Origin of the sequence: Acidovorax sp. A1169, assembly GCF_030704685.1 — a bacterium.
GTDB lineage: Bacteria > Pseudomonadota > Gammaproteobacteria > Burkholderiales > Burkholderiaceae_C > Acidovorax.
Map to the genome: position 1 here is coordinate 78,902 of NZ_JAUZDX010000002.1, position 17,851 is coordinate 96,752.

General features: G+C 69.3%; 19 protein-coding genes. 15 read left to right on the forward strand and 4 right to left on the reverse strand.

What is annotated here, in order from left to right:
* The first annotated feature begins 20 nt into the window (after window positions 1-20).
* Complete coding sequence (gene tyrS, locus QYL93_RS03585) at window positions 21-1,253, forward strand: tyrosine--tRNA ligase (RefSeq protein ID WP_305742372.1); 1,233 nt, start codon at window positions 21-23, stop codon at window positions 1,251-1,253.
* Window positions 1,254-1,366: 113 nt separating this feature from the next.
* Here tyrS and QYL93_RS03590 read toward each other — a convergent pair whose 3' ends face one another.
* Window positions 1,367-2,362 carry a LysR substrate-binding domain-containing protein gene (locus QYL93_RS03590; RefSeq protein WP_305742790.1) on the reverse strand — a complete coding sequence of 332 codons (996 nt, stop codon included), beginning with the start codon at window positions 2,360-2,362 and terminating at the stop codon, window positions 1,367-1,369.
* 130 nt (window positions 2,363-2,492) lie between these two features.
* Here QYL93_RS03590 and QYL93_RS03595 point away from each other — a divergent pair, with 130 nt between their 5' ends.
* From QYL93_RS03595 to QYL93_RS03605, 3 genes are all read left to right on the forward strand, one after another.
* The gene (locus QYL93_RS03595; protein ID WP_305742373.1) at window positions 2,493-3,074 is read left to right on the forward strand and encodes a DUF2917 domain-containing protein; all 582 of its coding nucleotides are present in this window, start codon (window positions 2,493-2,495) and stop codon (window positions 3,072-3,074) included.
* Between the two features lie 361 nt (window positions 3,075-3,435).
* Window positions 3,436-3,825 (forward strand): DUF2917 domain-containing protein, encoded by a 390-nt coding sequence (locus QYL93_RS03600; protein ID WP_305742374.1) that lies wholly within the window; start codon window positions 3,436-3,438, stop codon window positions 3,823-3,825.
* A gap of 235 nt (window positions 3,826-4,060) precedes the next feature.
* A complete protein-coding gene (locus QYL93_RS03605; protein WP_305742375.1) occupies window positions 4,061-5,335 on the forward strand; it encodes a glycosyltransferase in 1,275 nt (424 codons plus the stop codon).
* Between the two features lie 29 nt (window positions 5,336-5,364).
* On the opposite strand, the gene QYL93_RS03610 is transcribed toward QYL93_RS03605, so the two are convergent.
* Window positions 5,365-5,763: a BLUF domain-containing protein gene (locus tag QYL93_RS03610; protein WP_305742376.1), complete on the reverse strand. Its 399-nt coding sequence runs from the start codon at window positions 5,761-5,763 to the stop codon at window positions 5,365-5,367.
* A gap of 170 nt (window positions 5,764-5,933) precedes the next feature.
* Between QYL93_RS03610 and QYL93_RS03615 the strand changes: the two genes are divergently transcribed.
* The 7 genes from QYL93_RS03615 (at window position 5,934) to cobJ (ending at window position 12,577) form a co-directional block, all read left to right on the forward strand.
* Window positions 5,934-6,692: a Crp/Fnr family transcriptional regulator gene (locus QYL93_RS03615; RefSeq protein WP_305742377.1), complete on the forward strand. Its 759-nt coding sequence runs from the start codon at window positions 5,934-5,936 to the stop codon at window positions 6,690-6,692.
* A gap of 91 nt (window positions 6,693-6,783) precedes the next feature.
* Window positions 6,784-8,208 carry a bifunctional UDP-N-acetylglucosamine diphosphorylase/glucosamine-1-phosphate N-acetyltransferase GlmU gene (gene glmU / locus QYL93_RS03620; RefSeq protein ID WP_305742378.1) on the forward strand — a complete coding sequence of 475 codons (1,425 nt, stop codon included), beginning with the start codon at window positions 6,784-6,786 and terminating at the stop codon, window positions 8,206-8,208.
* Between the two features lie 21 nt (window positions 8,209-8,229).
* Window positions 8,230-9,012 carry an ATP-binding protein gene (locus QYL93_RS03625; RefSeq protein WP_305742379.1) on the forward strand — a complete coding sequence of 261 codons (783 nt, stop codon included), beginning with the start codon at window positions 8,230-8,232 and terminating at the stop codon, window positions 9,010-9,012.
* An 11-nt stretch (window positions 9,013-9,023) separates the two neighbouring features.
* Window positions 9,024-10,367 carry a precorrin-3B synthase gene (gene cobG / locus QYL93_RS03630; protein WP_305742380.1) on the forward strand — a complete coding sequence of 448 codons (1,344 nt, stop codon included), beginning with the start codon at window positions 9,024-9,026 and terminating at the stop codon, window positions 10,365-10,367.
* Complete coding sequence (locus QYL93_RS03635) at window positions 10,367-10,996, forward strand: precorrin-8X methylmutase (RefSeq protein ID WP_305742381.1); 630 nt, start codon at window positions 10,367-10,369, stop codon at window positions 10,994-10,996. Before cobG ends, QYL93_RS03635 begins: the two co-directional genes overlap by 1 nt.
* Window positions 10,986-11,756, forward strand: a complete 771-nt coding sequence (gene cobI, locus QYL93_RS03640) for a precorrin-2 C(20)-methyltransferase (protein WP_305742382.1) — start codon at window positions 10,986-10,988, stop codon at window positions 11,754-11,756. The genes QYL93_RS03635 and cobI overlap by 11 nt, the downstream gene beginning before the upstream one ends.
* The gene (gene cobJ, locus QYL93_RS03645) at window positions 11,753-12,577 is read left to right on the forward strand and encodes a precorrin-3B C(17)-methyltransferase (RefSeq protein WP_305742383.1); all 825 of its coding nucleotides are present in this window, start codon (window positions 11,753-11,755) and stop codon (window positions 12,575-12,577) included. Before cobI ends, cobJ begins: the two co-directional genes overlap by 4 nt.
* On the opposite strand, the gene QYL93_RS03650 is transcribed toward cobJ, so the two are convergent.
* Window positions 12,529-13,305 carry a cobalt-precorrin-6A reductase gene (locus QYL93_RS03650; protein WP_305742384.1) on the reverse strand — a complete coding sequence of 259 codons (777 nt, stop codon included), beginning with the start codon at window positions 13,303-13,305 and terminating at the stop codon, window positions 12,529-12,531. The two genes, cobJ and QYL93_RS03650, sit on opposite strands and share 49 nt — an antisense overlap.
* Here QYL93_RS03650 and cbiE point away from each other — a divergent pair.
* The 4 genes from cbiE to cobF are packed head-to-tail and all read left to right on the forward strand — an operon-like array spanning window position 13,304 to window position 16,696.
* Complete coding sequence (gene cbiE, locus QYL93_RS03655; RefSeq protein ID WP_305742385.1) at window positions 13,304-14,497, forward strand: precorrin-6y C5,15-methyltransferase (decarboxylating) subunit CbiE; 1,194 nt, start codon at window positions 13,304-13,306, stop codon at window positions 14,495-14,497. The genes QYL93_RS03650 and cbiE overlap by 2 nt on opposite strands.
* Window positions 14,494-15,006, forward strand: a complete 513-nt coding sequence (locus QYL93_RS03660; protein ID WP_305742386.1) for a cobalamin biosynthesis protein — start codon at window positions 14,494-14,496, stop codon at window positions 15,004-15,006. Before cbiE ends, QYL93_RS03660 begins: the two co-directional genes overlap by 4 nt.
* Window positions 15,003-15,848, forward strand: coding sequence for a precorrin-4 C(11)-methyltransferase (gene cobM / locus QYL93_RS03665; protein WP_305742387.1), 846 nt, complete (start codon window positions 15,003-15,005; stop codon window positions 15,846-15,848). The genes QYL93_RS03660 and cobM overlap by 4 nt, the downstream gene beginning before the upstream one ends.
* Window positions 15,845-16,696 carry a precorrin-6A synthase (deacetylating) gene (gene cobF, locus QYL93_RS03670; RefSeq protein ID WP_305742388.1) on the forward strand — a complete coding sequence of 284 codons (852 nt, stop codon included), beginning with the start codon at window positions 15,845-15,847 and terminating at the stop codon, window positions 16,694-16,696. Before cobM ends, cobF begins: the two co-directional genes overlap by 4 nt.
* Here the strand turns inward: cobF and QYL93_RS03675 are convergent.
* Window positions 16,685-17,761, reverse strand: coding sequence for a GGDEF domain-containing protein (locus QYL93_RS03675; protein ID WP_305742389.1), 1,077 nt, complete (start codon window positions 17,759-17,761; stop codon window positions 16,685-16,687). The genes cobF and QYL93_RS03675 overlap by 12 nt on opposite strands.
* Window positions 17,762-17,851: the final 90 nt, after the last annotated feature.

The following is a 17,851-nucleotide window of genomic DNA, read 5'->3' on the forward strand; positions in this document are numbered from 1 at the left end:
AGACATCCCAAAAAACCCTTATGAATCAATCTGCTGTTACAACGAACCCGGTTTCCGATGGTGTAGGACGGGCGCTTGAAATCTCGCTGCGCGGCGTGCAGGAACTGCTGCCGCAGGACGAATGGGTCAAGAAGCTGGTGCGCTCGGAGGCCACGGGAACACCCTTGCGCATCAAGCTGGGCCTGGATCCCACGGCGCCCGACATCCATATCGGCCACACGGTGGTGCTCAACAAGATGCGGCAATTGCAAGATCTGGGCCACCAGGTGATCTTCCTGATCGGAGATTTCACCAGCCTGATCGGCGACCCCTCGGGCCGCAACAGCACGCGCCCGCCGCTCACGCCCGAACAGATCAAGGCCAACGCCGAGACCTACTACCGCCAGGCCAGCCTGGTGCTGGACCCGGCACGCACCGAGATCCGCTACAACAGCGAGTGGAGCGAGCCCCTGGGCGCCAGCGGCATGATCCAGCTGGCGGCCAAGTACACCGTGGCACGCATGATGGAGCGCGATGACTTCCACAAGCGCTTCACCACCGGCCAGTCCATTTCGGTGCATGAGTTCCTGTACCCGCTGATGCAGGGCTACGACTCCGTGGCCTTGAAGAGCGACCTGGAGCTCGGTGGCACGGACCAGAAGTTCAACCTGCTCATGGGTCGCCATCTCCAGCAGGAATATGGCCAGGAGCCGCAGTGTGTGCTCACCATGCCGCTGCTGGTGGGCCTGGACGGCGTGGACAAGATGTCCAAGTCCAAAAACAACTACATCGGCATTGCCGAAGAGCCCAACACCATGTTCGCCAAGGTGCTGTCGATCTCCGACACGCTGATGTGGGACTGGTTCACCCTGTTGTCCTTCCAGTCGCTGGCGCAGATCGCCGCGCTCAAGGCCGAGGTGGCGGGCGGGCGCAACCCCAAGGACGCCAAGGTCATGCTGGCCAAAGAGATCACCACGCGCTTTCACAGTGCAGCGGCGGCCGAGGCGGCCGAGCAGGACTTCCACAACCGCAGCAAGGGCGGCGTGCCCGACGAAATTGCCGAACTCAGCCTGTCCGGCGCGCCCATGGGCATCGGCGCGCTGCTCAAGGCCGCCAATCTGGCGACCTCTGGAAGCGAGGCGGGCCGCCTGATCGATGGTGGCGGCGTGCGCGTGGACGGCAGCGTGGTCAGCGACAAGGGCCTCAAGCTCGAAGCGGGCACCTACGTGGTGCAGGTCGGCAAGCGCAAGTTCGCGCGCGTAACGCTGGGCTGAGCACACCGCTTGGCCAGCACAGGCCCCTGCCGGCGTGCTTGTCGGAGGGAGCTTTTCCTCGGTGGGCGTTTCGATGCGTTCCCACCCCGTGCTTCCCAGACCCCGGACGCCACTCAGTCCAGGTCGTCCTGCGTGTCCGGATCGGGCACTTCACCCACGGCCTCGCGGGTGGCCTGCGCCTGGATCTCGAGCCAGGCGCAGAACGCCTTAATCTCCGGGCGGTGCGCGCTGCGCGGCCCTACCAGCAGCCAGTAGGCCAGGGGCGAGTCCAGCCGGTGGTTGGGCAGCAGCTCCACCAGGTCGCCCGCAGCCAGGGCATCGGCAATCAGCGGCATGCGCGCCAGTGCCAGGCCCTGGCCGCTCAGGGCCGCCTGCACGATCTGGTGGGCGTAGTTGAAGTACAGCCAGCGCTGGGGCTGCAGCTTGGGGTGGCCCTGGTTCTCGAACCAGCGCTGCCAGCTGAGCCATTCGAGGTGCTGGCTGCGGTGCGCGTCGCCCGCCTCGATCAGGGTGAAGCGGGCCACGTCGGCGGGTGTGCGCACCGGCGGGTTGCTCTTGATGAGCCAGGGGCTGGCCACGATGGCCAGTTGCTCGCCGCACAGGCGCACCGCGCCGGGCGGCAGCGTTCCGGGCAGGCTGTAGCGCAGCGCCAGGTCCACGTCGGAGGTTTCCAGATCCACGGGCACATCGGTGGCGTCGATGCGGATGTCGATGCCCGGGTTGTCGCGCTGGAACTCTTCCATGCGCGGAATCAACCACATCGATGCGAAGCTGGCCCAGGTGCTGATGGCCACGCTCTTGCGCCCGGCCGTCTGGCGCACCAGGCGCACCGAGGCATCCATGCGCTCGAGCGCAGGCGCCACCGCGCGCTGCAACTGGGCGCCGGCGCTGGTCAGCTCCACAGCGCGCGTGTGGCGCAGGAACAGGGGCACGCCCACTTCGTCCTCAAGTGACTGGATCTGGCGGCTCACGGCCGATTGGGTCAGGGCGAGTTCATCGGCCGCGGCGCGGAAGTTCAGGTGCCGAGCCACGGCCAGAAAAGCCCGCCAGTGGCCGACAGCCACTGGGCGGGTGCGCGAAAGGGCGGGGGTGTTCTCGGCGTTCTGCATGCGTGGGGGGTGAATGTTCATTCATGCGTTGGTGGCATCAATAGCGTACCGCGTTTTCATTGGACCGAAGACCGCTACAGGCGGATCATCCAGGCTCTACAACGTTTTTTCAAGCACCAAGGAGCCCACCATGTCGTCCCGCACCGTTCTGGAATCGCAACAATCCGCCATCGCCCCCACGGCCGGCCGCGTGTTGGCCGGAAGCTGGAAGCTGGACGCGGGCCGCGCCATCACATTGAACCCGCGTGAGCGCAGTGTGCTTGAAATTTCGCAGGGCCGGGTGTGGCTTGCGGTGGGCGCAAGGCCCGGTCAGGCGGATCAGGGCACACAGGACATGGTTCTGGTCCGGGGCCAGTCCCTGGTCATCGAACCTGGCCAGCAGGTGGTGATGGAGTCCTGGTACCTGCGTGGGGGCGCTCCCGGTGCCGTGGCCTTCTGCTGGGACAGCGTGCCTGCCACCCGCCCGGCTGCTGATCCGGCACTGGAATGGGAGCTTGGCGTGGCGCAACCGCTGCGTGACCTGGTCTGCGCGCTTGGCCAGGGCGGGCGGGCCGTGGGGTCGGCAGTGGCCGCCACCCTGGGCGCCAGCGGCCGGCTGGTCTCCGGCCTGGTGCGGTTTGCTCTGCATCGGGTAGGGCGTGTCATCAATCATTTCGCCCCCGCGCTGGCCCCGGCATGCGGATGGATGCGCGAAGCGCGGCGCAGCCCATAGTGGACTATGGGCAAGCCGAGCGACAAAGCAGACGCCGCATGCCGGGGCCAGCCCGAAGGGAAAGCCTGCAGCGCGGCACATTGCGGCGTTGCCCTTCGCTTGTGTAGCCGTGCTACAGGGAACTCAGGGCGCCTTGCACTGCACCGCGCTGCAGGCTTTCGCGGGGGTGAAATGATTGATGACACGCCCTAGCACCCCAGCGCGTGCGCGTGCCTGCTTGAGAAGGATTTTGCCGCCACCGGTATCCGGCCGTTTTGTCGATTGATGCCGAAGTTGAATCAATCAGGGCCTTGCAATTCATTGGACGCACCGCAGGCACAGGCGCACCATAGAGGCCTATAGGGTTTACCAGGAGAAAACCATGACCGCATCGAATGTTCTGCAATTGCAAGCTTCCAGCGCCTCGGGCCGCGTTGCGGCCAAGGACGTCTGCACGCTCAAGCCTGGCGCCGCCATCAGCTTCACGCCCGGCACGCCACGGGCCCTGCGCATCACCGAAGGCCAGGCCTGGGTGACGCTGGACGACGGCCCGCACGGTGCCAGCCGCGAGGCGGCTGGAGACGTTTTCCTGCAGGCCGGCCAGACGCTGTGGGTGGCCGCCGGCCAGCACGCCGTGGTGGAGACGCTGGGCCGCCAGCGCCTGCAGTACCGCTGGACCGGCCTGGCCCCCCGCTCCGCACCCGCCTGGTGGCGCCGTGTGCTGGGCGTGGCCAGCATGCCATCGTCGGATGGAGCCCCCTGCTGCGCCTGATGGGTGTTGGTCACCACCACGCAGGTGGTGGTGCGACGTAGAAGAGAGAGCTGCTGCTGCCTGGTTCACAGGCGCTACGGCTCTTTTTTTGTTGGCGCAACCTGCCGGGTTCCTGGGCCCCCGCTCTTCGCGAGAAGTGCGGGGGCCTTTCATTTCTGATCTACATTTCTCCTGAATGAACAGCTGCTGTATGCAGTTGAGATGAAACACTTGGCTTCCGCCCATTTCCCCCCGCGTGAAAATCCTCTTCATTCACCAGAATTTTCCCGGGCAGTTCCAGCACCTGGCACCTGCCCTGGCATCGCAGGGGCACGAGGTGCTGGCCTTGACCATGACGCCGGCTGCCACGGGAGGGCAGGCGTCTTGGAATGGGGTGAGGATGGTTCCCTACATGCCGTCGCGCCAGTCGACACCCGGCATCCATCCCTGGCTGGTCGACACGGAGACGAAACTCGTGCGCGGCGAGGCGGCTTTTCGAGCCTGCCTGGAATTGCAGCGCCAGGGGTTCCACCCCGATGTGGTCATCGCCCATCCGGGTTGGGGCGAGAGCCTGTTCGTCAAGGAAGTCTGGCCCGATGCCAGGCTGGCGATCTATTGCGAATTCTTCTACCAGGCGCATGGCGCAGATGTCGGGTTTGACCCGGAGTTTTCCGAGGGGCCGTTTACCCGTGCCCGCATGCGCGCAAAGAATTTCAACAACCTGCTGCATTTTGATCTGGCGGACGGCGGTATTTCGCCGACCCGGTGGCAAGCTGACGGGTTTCCCTCGCCCCTGAGAGATCGCATTGCCGTCATTCACGATGGCATCGATACGGACATGCTGGTGCCGAATCCGGCGGTCACCCTGGCGTTCTCCACGCCCTCTGAAAAGGTGACCATCCGAAAGACCGATGAGGTCATCACGTTCGTCAGCCGCGATCTGGAGCCATTGCGCGGCTACCACCGGTTCATGCGGGCCTTGCCGGAGATCCTGCAGCGCCGGCCGCACGCGCGTGTCCTTGTCGTCGGCGGTGATGGCGTCAGCTATGGCCCCAAGCCCGATCCTGCCCTGTACGGGGCGCGCAGCTGGAAGCAGATTTTCCTGGACGAGGTCCGCGACACCCTGGGTCCGCGGGGTATGGGGCGCGTCCATTTCCTGGGGCGCCTGTCCCATGCGGATTTCGTGTCGGTACTCCAGATCAGCAGCGTGCATGTCTACCTCACCTACCCCTACGTGCTCAGCTGGAGCCTGCTGGAGGCGATGAGCGTGAGCTGTGCCATCGTTGCCAGTGATACCGCCCCGGTCCGGGAGGCGGTGGTGCACGACGAGACCGGGCGGCTCGTCGATTTCTTTGACCCTGGGCAATTGGCCCAGGAGGTGTGCGCGCTTTTGGACGACGCGGGCGCGCGAGCGCGTCTGGGCGGAAATGCCCGGTTGTTTGCCCAGAGCAACTTTGACCTGCGCAAGGTGTGCCTGCCCCAGCAACTGCGCTGGCTTCACGGCATCGCGGGCAGCCCGCTGCGCAGCTGACCGCTGGCCAGAAGAGGCGGCCGGGTTGGCTACAGCTCCAGTTCGCTGCGCAGGGCTTCGAAGGCGGCCAGGGCCGCTTCGCCATCCATTCGTTCCAGCCGCGCCAGCGCCTCGGCATCGTCCACCGAGGTGAAGGCCAGGCTGAACTGGTGAAACCGCCGCTCGGCCAGCAGCCCATGGTGCAGAACCTCCACCCCGGTGTGGCGCGGATCGTTGCGGATGCGCTCGGTGAGCTTGAGCACTTCCTTCTGTGTGCCTTCCAGGTGCTGGCAAAAACGCATGCCGTCGAAGACCAGCAGGCCGGTGATGCCCAGGCGGGCATTCTTCACGCGGGCATGGCCGGCAATCTCGGCGACCACGCTCAGGGGTTGATCGGGTGCCAGGGTACTCACGTACAGGGCTTCGTACAGGCTGTGGGCTGGTGTCATAGGTGCGGCGCAATGTAGGGCGGCGCTGACAGACGCGCAATGTCAAAAGACATAGCAAAACCCCGCACCCTGCAAGGGCTGCAGGGACCATGGTGCGGGTCCAACATCCTCAAAAAATGCATGCCGGCCGGCGCGCCAGGTGGCGGCCGGCTACCTAAAATGGCGCCACGATGAATGCCACCCTGCTACCCCAAGCATGCCCGCCGAAATGCCATGAATGCCGCCTGCGCAAGACCGGCGCCTTCACGCCCGTGGAGCCGCAGTTGCTGGATTTCATCGAAAGCTTTCGCTCTGCCACGCTGTCGGTACCGGCCGGCGGCGCCCTGGTGCACGAGGGACAGGTCAATGCCCGCCTGTTCACGCTCTACTCGGGCTGGGCATTTCGCTACAAAACGCTGAGCGATGGGCGCCGCCAGATCCTGAACTTCCTGCTGCCTGGAGATCTGGTGGGTCTGCAGCAGGAGTTCGGCGACCTGTCGGCGCATGGCGTCGAGGCGCTCACGGATTGCGCAATGTGCGTTTTCCAGAACGACAGCCTGTGGGCGGTGTTCGCCGAGCACCCGCGCCTGGGTTACGACGTCACCTGGCTGGCTGCCCACGAGGAGAGCCATATGGACGACAACCTTCTGACCAACGGCCGGCGCAATGCCACCGAGCGCGTGGCCATGCTGCTCATGCACCTGTACCGTCGGCTTGACCGCGTGGGCCTGGTCGATGCCGCAGGCACGGTGGCCTTCCCGCTCAACCAGCAGCACATTGCCGATGCACTGGGTCTGTCGCTGGTACACACCAACAAGACCCTGCGCCGGCTCGCGCTGCTCGGTCTGCACGAGCTCAAGAATGGGCGGTTGCGCCTGCTCAATACCCGTGCGCTTGAACGCATCGCCGAGTATTACGACACGCCGCCGCGCCTGCTGCCTCTGCTGTAGGCCCCGGTAAGGGGCGTAGCCGCTGCGCAGCCGATAATCGCTGTTCCGTGTTCTGCGCCGCCTGGCGCGGGCACCCCCATTTCGCATTTCCATGACGCAACTCGACATTCTCATCATGGCGGCCGGCAAGGGCACGCGCATGAAAAGCCGCCTCCCCAAGGTGCTGCAGCGCCTGGGCGGGCGCCCGCTGCTGCACCATGTGCTGGACCAGGCGGCCCACCTGCAGGCGCGCAGCGCCACCGTAATCACCGGCCACGGCGCTACCGAGGTGGAGGCCGCCACCCACCAGGCGGCCGCAGGTGGCGCAAAGCTGGTATTCGTGCGGCAGGAGCCGCAGCTGGGCACCGGCCATGCCGTACAGCAGGCCGTGCCGCATCTGCGCGACGACGGCACGGTGGTGGTGCTGTCGGGCGACGTGCCGCTCACCGAGGCCGACACCTTGCGCGCCCTGGTGGCGGCAGGCGGTGGCGAGCGGCTGGCGCTGCTCACCGTGACGCTGCCCGACCCCACGGGTTATGGCCGCATCGTGCGCAACGAATCCGGTGCGGTGCAGGGCATCGTCGAGCACAAGGACGCAAGCGAGGCGCAGCGCGCCATCGCCGAGGTCTACAGCGGCATCATGGCCGTGCCCGCGCGGCTGCTGGCGCCCTGGCTGGCACGCCTGACCAATGACAACGCCCAGGGCGAGTACTACCTGACCGACATCGTCGCCATGGCCGTGGCCGATGGCGTGCCCGTGGTGGCCCACCGCATCACCGATGCCCTGCAGGTGGCCGGCGTGAACAGCCCGCTGCAGCTGGCCGAGCTCGAGCGCGCCCACCAGCAGCGCCAGGCCCGGGCTCTGCTGGAGCAGGGCGTGCGCCTGGCCGACCCAGCACGCTTCGACCTGCGCGACGACGTGCGCACCGACGTGCGCGGCGAACTGGTGTGCGGGCAGGACGTGGAGATCGACGTCAATTGCCTCTTCACCGGCCGCGTGGAACTGGGCGAGGGCGTGCAGATCGGCGCCAACTGCTGCATTGCCAATGCGCGCATTGCGGCGGGCGCGGTGATCCACCCCTACACCCACATCGATGGCGAGAAACTCGGTGCCAGCGTGGGCGAGGGTGCCCTCATCGGCCCCTTTGCGCGCCTTCGCCCGGGCGCCCAACTGGGCCGCGAGGTGCACATCGGCAACTTCGTGGAGGTGAAGAACTCCATCCTGGCCGATGGCGCCAAGGCCAACCACCTGGCCTACCTGGGCGATGCCACGGTGGGCGAGCGCGTGAACTACGGTGCTGGCGCCATCACCGCCAACTACGATGGCGCCAACAAGCACCGCACGGTGATCGAAGCCGACGTGCACATCGGCAGCAACTGCGTGCTGGTGGCGCCCATCACCATTGGCGCAGGTGCCACGGTGGGTGGCGGCTCCACCATCACCAAGGACGTGCCGCCCGGTTCGCTGGGCGTAGCGCGTGGCAAGCAGGTGGCGATCGCCAACTGGCATCGCCCCACGAAGCAGTCCAAGGCATGAGCTGAGCAGGAGGCCCGCGCCATGAGCGACGACGACACCCTCCAGGCCGTGGAGGCCCTGCGCGCCGAACTGGCCCGCAGCCAGCAGCAGGTGGCCGACATGTCCGCCGCGCAGGATGAGTTTCTGCGCGCCGTCTCGCACGACCTGCGCGCGCCACTGCGCCACGTGACCTCGTACGGCACGCTGGTGCGCGAGGTGCTGGGTGACCTGCCGGCCGACGTGGTACAGGCGCCCGAGCTGCAGGAGGCCCTGGGCTTTCTGGCCACCATGGACCAGTCGGCCCGGCGCATGGGGCTCATGATCGATGGCCTGCTGGCCATCACGCGGGCCACGCGCGCGCCGATGCACTGCGCCACCGTTGCGCTGGCCGATGCCGTGGCCCAGGCACGCATAGACCTTGCTGCGGCCGAGGCCGGGCGCGACGTGCAGTGGCACCTGGCGCCCGATCTGCCCGCCCTCGATGCCGACGCCGGCCTGCTGCGGGAACTGCTGGTGCAGGTGCTGGGCAATGCGCTCAAGTTCACGCGCGGCCAGGCGGTGGCGCACATCCACATCGGTGCCGAGCCGCTGGCGGGTGGCCGCGTGGCCGTGAGCGTGCGCGACAACGGCGTGGGCTTCGACCCTGCGCGCGCGGGATCGCTGTTTGGCGTGTTCCAGCGCCTGCACCGGGAGACGGAGTTCGAGGGCGTGGGCACGGGCCTGGCCCTGTGCCGGGTGATCGCCCAGCGCCACGGCGCACAGATCACGGCCGCCGGTACGCCGGGCGAGGGCTGCCAGGTCCGCCTGGAATGGCCGCTGCCTTGACCGCCCCAGGCATGCCGAACCAGGGCCCCGGCGCCCGCAAGGCCCTGCACACCCCGCAAGTCCAGGGCTGGTGCCCTGGTGCCTGGCAACCCATGGCCTCGGGCGATGGGCTGGTGGTGCGTGTGCGCCCGCCCATGGGGCGCCTTACCCTGCACCAGGCGTGGCGGCTGGCCCGCCTGGCCCGCACGCACGGGGCGGGCATCCTGGAGCTGTCCAGCCGCGCCAATGTGCAGTTGCGCGGCGTGGACCCTGCGCGGCATGCGGCAGTGCTCCGGGCCTTGGCGGGCTGCGGGCTGCTGGACGCCGACATGCAGCGCGAACGCCTGCGCAATGTGGTGGTGGATCCGTTGCGCCAGCCCGGCGATGGTGTGGAGGTGCTGGCGACGGTGCTGCTGCAAGGGCTGGCCGAGGCGGACTACCTGGGTGCGCTGCCCGCCAAATTCGGCTGGGCCATCGACGGTGGCCATTCTCCCTGGCTGCAGACGGTGTCCGCCGACATCCGCATGCAAAGGGTGCCGGGTGCCGACCCCCATGCCTGGCGGGTTCAGCCGGAGGGCTTGCCCTGGGCCCTGGCTGCAACGGGCCCCGTTGGTGCGGCTGCTGCGGGGCTCGCGCTGGCGCGGTGGTTTGCCTCGCATTGCCTCGGACAGCGCGCACCCGGGCTGCGACCGGGGCGCCTGGCATCACATGCGGGCGAACTGGAGCGCCTGCTGACCTCCGCCACGCCGCAGTCCCCCTGGCCTGCCGGGCTGCCCGCCGGGGTTCACTGGGTGCCCGCCAGATCCGTCCCCCGTGCAGCCCCCCAATGGCCAGGCCCGGAGCCCTGCTTCGTGCCCGACATCGGCTCGCTGGTGGGTGCCCCTTTAGGCCGGGTGCCAGCACCGGCACTGGCCCGGCTGGTGGGGGCCCTGCGTGGCCATGCGTCCGGGCTGCGGGTGACCCCCTGGCGCATGCTGTTGATCGAAACCGGCGCACAGGCCAAGGGGCAGCCGGGCTTCTGGCATGCCGCCGGCCTGGACACGGTCGCCGATTGGGTGACCGACCCCGAGGATGCGCGGTTGCGCGTTTCGGCGTGCACGGGCGCTCCTGGGTGCCCCCAGGCCCAGGCACCCACCCAGGCGCTGGCCTTGGCGCTGGCGCCGCAGGTGCCGCCGCAGGCCCATCTGCACGTGTCGGGCTGCGCCAAGGGCTGCGCGCGCCAGGCCCCGGCCACGGTGACGCTGCGCGCTGAGCCCACTCTGGGCGAACCGGTTTTCGCGCTGGTGCGGCAAGGGTGTGCCGCCGACGAGGCGCTTGACCGCGTGGCGCTGTCCGCACTGCAAGACAATTCAGGCTTGTTGTTTGAAAAGAATTAATGGTTCACCGCTACGAAACCGATGGCGCCGAGATCTATCGGCAGTCTTTTGCCACCATCCGCCGCGAGGCGTCCCTGGACCGCTTCACCCCCACTGAAGAGCGCGTCGTGGTGCGCATGGTCCATGCCGCTGGCATGGTCGAACTGGCGCCCCATGTGGAGTTTTCGCCCGGCATGGCTGAGGCCGCCGAGCAGGCGCTGCGCGATGGTGCCCCGGTGCTGTGCGATGTGCGCATGGTCAGCGAGGGCATCACCCGCAAGCGCCTGCCCGCGCACAACCGGGTGCTCTGCACGTTGCAGGATGAACGCGTGGCGGCCCTGGCCGAGCAACTGGGCACCACGCGCAGCGCAGCTGCGGTGGAGCTGTGGCGGCCCGACCTGGCGGGCGCCATCGTGGCCATCGGCAACGCACCCACGGCGCTGTTCCACCTGCTCAACATGCTGCAGCAACCCGGCTGCCCGCGCCCGGCGGCCATCATCGGTTGCCCGGTGGGTTTCGTTGGCGCACGGGAGTCCAAGGAAGCGCTGATGCAGGACCTGCCCGTGCCTGTCATGGTGGTGCGCGGCCGCCTGGGTGGGTCTGCCATGACCGTGGCCGCCATCAACGCCCTGGCCAGCCATGCCGAGTAAGGCCATGGAGGCGGGGCATGCCGCGCCCGGCGTCGTCTGCGTGGGCCTGGGGCCCGGTGATCCGGAGCTGATGTCGGTGAAGGCGCACCGGCTGGTGCGCGGCGCACGCCACGTGGCCTTCTTTCGCAAGAAGGGGCGCCCTGGCAAGGCCCGCCAGGTGGTGGACGGCTTGCTGGCACCGGCGGCCATCGAATACCCCATGGAGTACCCCGTGACCACCGAGCTGCCCGTGGACAGCCCGGAGTACGTGGCCCAGCTGGCGGCGTTCTACGACGACTGGTGCACCCGCCTGGAAACGCTGGCCCGCACCGAGCAGGTGGTGGTGCTCTGCGAAGGCGACCCCTTCCTCTATGGCTCCTTCATGCACCTGTACACCCGGCTGCGCGAGCGCGCCGCCGTGCGCCTGGAGGTGGTGCCCGGCATTCCCGGCATGGTGGGCTGCTGGCATGCCACGGGCGAGCCCATCACCTGGGGCGACGACGTGCTCAGCGTGATGACAGGCACCTTGCCTGAGGACGAACTGGTGCGGCGCATGCAGACCGCCGACGCCCTGGTGGTGATGAAGGTGGGGCGCAACCTTCCGCGCATCCGCCGGGCCCTGCAACGCACCGGCCGGCTCGGTGCCGCCTGGCTGGTGCAGAACGGCACCACGGCCAGCCAGCAGGTGGCCAGGTTGACCGATGTGAGCGACGAGGCCTGCCCCTACTTCGCCATCGTGCTGGTGCATGGCCAGGGCCGCCGGCCGGAGGCCGCCTGGTGAGCACGCTCCCGAACGCGGGTCGGCTGACCGTGGCGGGCCTCGGGCCCGGGGCCTTGGAGCAGATCACTCCCGAAGTGGCCGCCGCTCTGCAGGCCGCGACCGACGTGGTGGGCTATCTGCCCTATGTGACGCGCGCGCAGTCCCTCTTGCAGCAGCAAGGTGCCACCCATGCCGTGGCCTGGCATGCATCGGACAACCGGGTGGAGTTGGACCGGGCGCGCCAGGCGCTGGCGCTGGCCGCACAGGGGCGGCAGGTGGTGGTCGTGTCCTCCGGCGACCCAGGGGTGTTCGCCATGGCCGCTGCCGTGTTCGAGGCCATCGAGCAGGCGCCGCCCGAAGTGGCCGCCGCCTGGCAGGCGCTCGACGTGCAGGTGCTGCCCGGCATCACCGCCATGCTGGCCGCAGCGGCGCGCGCCGGTGCTCCGCTGGGCCATGACTTTTGCTGCATCAACCTCTCGGACAACCTCAAGCCCTGGCCGGTGATCGCCCGGCGCGTACAACTGGCGGCCGAGGCCGACTTCGCCATGGCGTTCTACAACCCGCGCTCGCGCAGCCGGCCCGAAGGCTTCGTGCGCCTGCTGGCCTTGCTGCGCGCGCACTGCGAGCCCATGCGGTTGATGGTCTTTGCGCGTGCCGTGTCCACCCCCGACGAGGCGCTGCACGTGTGCACGCTGGCCGACGCTGCGCCCGAGATGGCCGACATGCGCACCGTGGTGCTGGTGGGCAACAGCACCACGCGGCAGGTGGGGCGCTGGGTCTACACCCCGCGCTTCTATGGGCTGGAGGCCGCCGCGCCAGGCGCCCCGGGCAGCACGCCATGAGCGATCCAGTGCAGCGCGGCGTCCACCTCCTCGGTGCGTGGGCGCGGCGGCAGCGGCGGGCGCTGCACCATCACCACCGGCAAGCCCAGGGCGCGGGCGGCCAGCAGCTTGCCGCGCGTGGCCTCGCCCCCCGCGTTCTTGGCCACCAGCCAGGTGATGCCATGGGCCTGCAGCAGCGCCTGGTCGTTCTCGGCGCTGAAGGGGCCACGGCCCAGCACCACCGTGGTGTCGGTCAGCGGCAGGCTGCCCGGCTGCGGCGCATCCACCAGGCGCAGCAGGTAATGGTGCCGGGCCTGGTTGGCAAAGGCTGCCAGTTGTTTGCGCCCTATGGCAAGGAACACCCGGGCCGGTTCTTCGGGCAGTGCCTGGGCAGCTGCGTCCATGTCCGTCACGTCGATCCAGCGGTCTGCGGCCTCGGCCTGCCAGGGTGCACGCTCCAGTGCCAGCAACGGCGTGCCGGTGGCCTCGCAGGCCGCGCAGGCGTTGCGGCTCATCTGCGCGGCAAAGGGGTGGGTGGCATCCACCACGTGGGTGATGCCCTGGCCGCGAATGAACTGCACCAGCCCATCTGCACCGCCAAACCCGCCGCAGCGCGTGGGCAGGGGCTGGGCCAGCGGGGCCTGCGTGGCACCCGCGTAGGAAAACACGGCCGGCACCTTGGCCTGGTGCAGCGCCTGGGCCAGATGGCTGGCGCCGCTGGTGCCGCCCAGCAGGAGAACATGCGTCATGGCTGATCCGTGGTTGACATTGGTGGGCCTGAACGAGGAGGGTCTGGACGGGTTGGCACCGGCCGCGCGCCGGGCCATCGACCAAGCCCAGGTGATTGTCGGCGGCCCGCGCCACCTGGCCCTGGCGCAGGCCGGCGATCGGGGCCGACCCTGGCCCGTGCCGTTCGACACCGCACCCGTGCTGGCCCTGCGCGGGCAGCGCGTGGTGGTGCTCGCCTCGGGCGACCCGTTCTGGTTCGGCGCGGGCGGCAGCCTGGCGGCGCACCTGGCACCGCACGAATGGCGCTGCCACACGCAGCCCTCGACATTCTCGCTGGTGGCGGCCCGCTTGGGCTGGCGGCTGGAGGCCACGGACTGCCTGGGCCTGCACGCCAGCCCGCTGCAGCAGTTGCTGCCGCGTCTGGCGCCGGGTGGGCAGTGCATTGTGCTGCTGCGCGATGGCCCGGCCGTGGCCGAGCTGGCAGGATGGCTGCTTCAGGAGGGCTGGGGCGCAAGCACGCTGTGTGTGATGGAGTCTGTGGGCGGCCCGCGCGAGCGCTGCCGTACGTTGCAGGCGGACGAGGCCGGAGCCGTGTTGGCCGCCGACCCGGCCCAGGCCCCGGTGGCTGTCGCCCTGCGGGCCGCTGGCGGGCGCCCCTTGCCCCAGGTGCCCGGGCGTGCCGACGACTGGTATGCGCACGACGGCCAGATCACCAAGGCCCCTGCCCGGGCGCTGACGCTGGCCGCCCTGGCGCCCCGGCGTGGCGAGCGGCTGTGGGACATCGGCGGGGGCTCGGGCTCCGTGGCGGTGGAATGGTGCCTGGCCGGCGGCCTGGCCACCAGCGTGGAGCAGCATGCGGCGCGGGTGTGCAACATCCGCAGCAATGCGGCGCGGTTCGGCCTGCAGCCCGCGCTGCAGGTGGTGCATGGCCTGGCGCCCGACGCGCTGCAGGGGCTGGCGCCACCCCAGGCCGTGTTTGTCGGCGGCGGCTTTGATGCCGCCCTGTTTGCCGCCTTGCGGGCCCTGATGCCCGTTGGCTGCCGGCTGGTGGTCAATGCCGTGACCCTGGAGACCGAGGCCCTGCTGGTGCAGTTGCAGGCGGACCATGGTGGCCAGTTGCTGCGGCTGGAGCTGTCGAGTGCCGAACCGCTGGGGCGCATGCGCAGCTGGAAGGCCGCGCGCGCGCTGGTGCAATGGAGCTGGCAACCGTGACGGCGCTGCAACCCCAAGGGGGTATTGCCGCCCCCGTGCATGCTTGCCTGGTGGTCGGAGTGGGCCTGCGGGCCCAGGCCACGCCTGCTACTTTGCAGGCGCTGTGGCTGCAGGCACAGGCCCTGTTGCCCGGACAAGCGCCCGGACAAGCGGACTGCTTTTGCGCCGTGGCCGTGCTGCAGGGCAAGGCCCGGCATCCGGCACTGGCAGACTGGCTAGGCCTTGCGCCCGCCCCGGTGCTTGCGGTACCGGTGGAGCCCATGCGCCACCAGCCCGTGGCCACGCAGTCGCCGCGCCTGCAGGCCCGCTATGGCACGGGCAGCGTGGCGGAAGCCGCTGCGCTGGCCGCCGCTGGACCACAGGCGCAGTTGCTTGTGCCCCGCCTGGTGGCCGAGGATGGCAGCGCCACACTGGCTGTGGCACGGCGCCGCCCAAGCCCCCTCGATTGTTGTATGGCGGCGGCAGGCTCTGGCCGTGCCGCTGCATTGACCCAAGGAGCTACGGCATGACCGTGCATTTCATCGGCGCCGGCCCCGGCGCGGCCGACCTCATCACCGTGCGGGGGCGCGACCTCATGGGCCGCTGCCCGGTCTGTCTGTACGCCGGCTCGCTGATCCCGCGCGAGCTGCTCGCGCACTGCCTGCCGGGTGCCCGCATCGTCAACACTGCGGCCATGGACCTTGATGCCATCATGGCCGAGATATCCGCCGCCCACGTGCGCGGGCAGGACGTGGCCCGCCTGCACTCGGGCGACCTGTCGGTCTGGTCCGCCATGGGCGAGCAGCTGCGGCGCCTGCGCGCCGCAGGCATCGACTACACCGTCACGCCGGGCGTGCCCTCGTTCGCGGCCGCCGCTGCCGCGCTGGGCGCGGAGCTCACGCTGCCGGGCCTGTGCCAGTCGGTGGTGCTGACGCGCACCTCGGGCCGGGCCACCGCCATGCCCGAAGGCGAGAACCTGGCCGCCTTTGCCGCCACGGGCGCGGTGCTGGCCATCCACCTGTCCATCCACATGGCCGACAAGGTGCAGGCCGAGCTGCTGCCGCACTATGGCGCCGACGGCCCGGCCGCCATCGTCTGGCGCGCCAGCTGGCCCGACGAAACCGTCGTGCGCACTACCGTGGGCGGCCTGGCCCAGGCGGTGGCCGCCAGCATGGAGCGCACGGCATTGATCCTGGTGGGCCGCAGCCTGCAGGCCGAGGCATTCGCAGAAAGCCGGCTCTATGCCGCCGACTACGACCGCCGCTACCGTCCCCTGGGCACGGCGCCGCGTTTTCCGGCCCCGGAGGTGCCTGCCGGCGCCGCACTGGACACGGCCCGGGACCAGCCGCTGGACCAGGCCTCCAAGGCATGAGCACCAGTCCGTTCCAAGATCTGCCGCCGGTGGCACTGACCTTGATCGGCATCGGCACGGGCAACCCGGACCACCTCACCCGCCAGGCCACCACGGCCATGAACGCGGCCGACCTGATCCTGCTGCCGCACAAGGGCGAGGACAAGGCCGAACTCGCCGCACTGCGCCAATCGCTGTGCGACGAGGTGCTTGTGGCGCCCGCACCGCGCATCGCCGGTTTCGACATGCCGGTGCGCCGCAGCCAGGGCGGCGACTACCTGGCCCAGGTCGACGAATGGCATGCCGCCATCGCCCGCTGCTGGCATGATGCCATCGCCCAGGCCCTGAGTGCGCCCGCTGCCGGCGACGCGCCTGCGCCCAAGGTCTTGCGCGTCGCCCTGCTGGTGTGGGGAGACCCGGCCTTGTACGACAGCACGCTGCGCATTGCGGCGCGCATGCAGCCCTCCCCGGTGCGTGTGGACGTGGTGGCCGGCATCACCTCGGTACAGGCGCTGGCCGCCGCCCATGCGGTGCCGTTGAACGACATTGGCCAGCCCTTCGTGGTGACCACCGGCCGGCAACTGCGCGAGCAGGGCTGGCCTGCAGGCGTGGACACGGCCGTGGTGATGCTCGACGGGCAGTGCAGCTTCATGGGATTGCCCCCCGAAGGCCTGCACATCTGGTGGGGCGCCTACCTGGGCATGTCCCAGCAACTGCTGGACAGCGGTCCGCTGGCCGAGGCCGGTCCGCGCATCGAGCGCACCCGCGCTGCAGCGCGCGCCCAGCATGGCTGGCTCATGGACATCTACCTGTTGCGGCGCGCATCTGGGCTGCCGGCCACCGAAGGCCCACCGGTGTCAGCGGTCTGAAGTGGCCGGTTGCGGCGACGCAACGGAGCCCGCATCGGCCGAGCTGTCCGTGACGCGGTTGCGCCCGGCGTTCTTGGCCACGTAGAGCGCGGCGTCGGCCGCATCCATCCAGGCACGCAGCGCACCGTACCGGGTATGCGCGGCTGCCACGCCGATGCTGGCGGTCATGCGCAGTGCCGGCATGTCGCGCAGGCGGATGGCCTCGGTCTGCGCACGGATGCGCTCGGCCACGGCCATCGCCTCTGCCGTCTCCATGCCGGACAGGAGAATGGCGAACTCATCGCCACCATAGCGGCCCGCGCAGTCCGTTGCACGCACATTGCCGCGCACCACATGGGCCACCGCGCGGATCACCTCGTCGCCCACGGTGTGGCCGTGCTGGTCGTTGATCTGCTTGAAATTGTCGATGTCCATCATCAGCATGCAGGCCGCGTCCCGGCCCGTGTGGTGGCGGCGCAGCGCGGCCTCGGCCTGCTCCTGCCAGTGGCCTCGGCCGTACAGGCCGGTCAGCGTGTCCACGCGGCGCAGCTCGTCGAGCAGCAGGTTCTGCTGCGACACCTTGCGGATCAGCCGGTAGCTGACCATGCTGACCGAAAGGGTGTGCAATGCCATGACGGGCAGGCAGGCCAGGATGATAGGCAGCGGGCTCTCGGGCGCCCAGTGCACGCCCGTGAGCGCCGCGCTGGCTGCTCCCCCTGCGAGCATGGCCGGAATCGACCGGGCCCACAGGCCGCGGATGCCGGTGGTGATCTTGTCCACCAGGGTCAGCGTGCACAGCAGCACGCTGGGCAGCAGGCTGAAATGCATCAGCGGCACCAGGGCCGCCGCCAGGGCCGAGTCGGCGAGCAGGTTGCGGATCTCGGCGCGGTAAGGGTCGGCGCTGCGCCGTGACAGCTGGTAGGCCAGGTGGGGCCATATGAAGCACGGCAACACCATGCCCAGCCAGGCGAGGAGGGATGCCTGGCGCTGCCACAGCACCACCGCCACCACCACACCGCCCAGGCCCATGCCGAGCACGCGCAGGGGGTACACGCGCCGGGGCATCTGTTGTTCGTAGGTGGCCATGGATGGAAATGCTGGCGCAGGCGGCTGGGCCGCTATGTGAGGAGTGCACGGAGAGCTTACCTTTACCCGGCGGTAGAGGCCAGTGGGAAA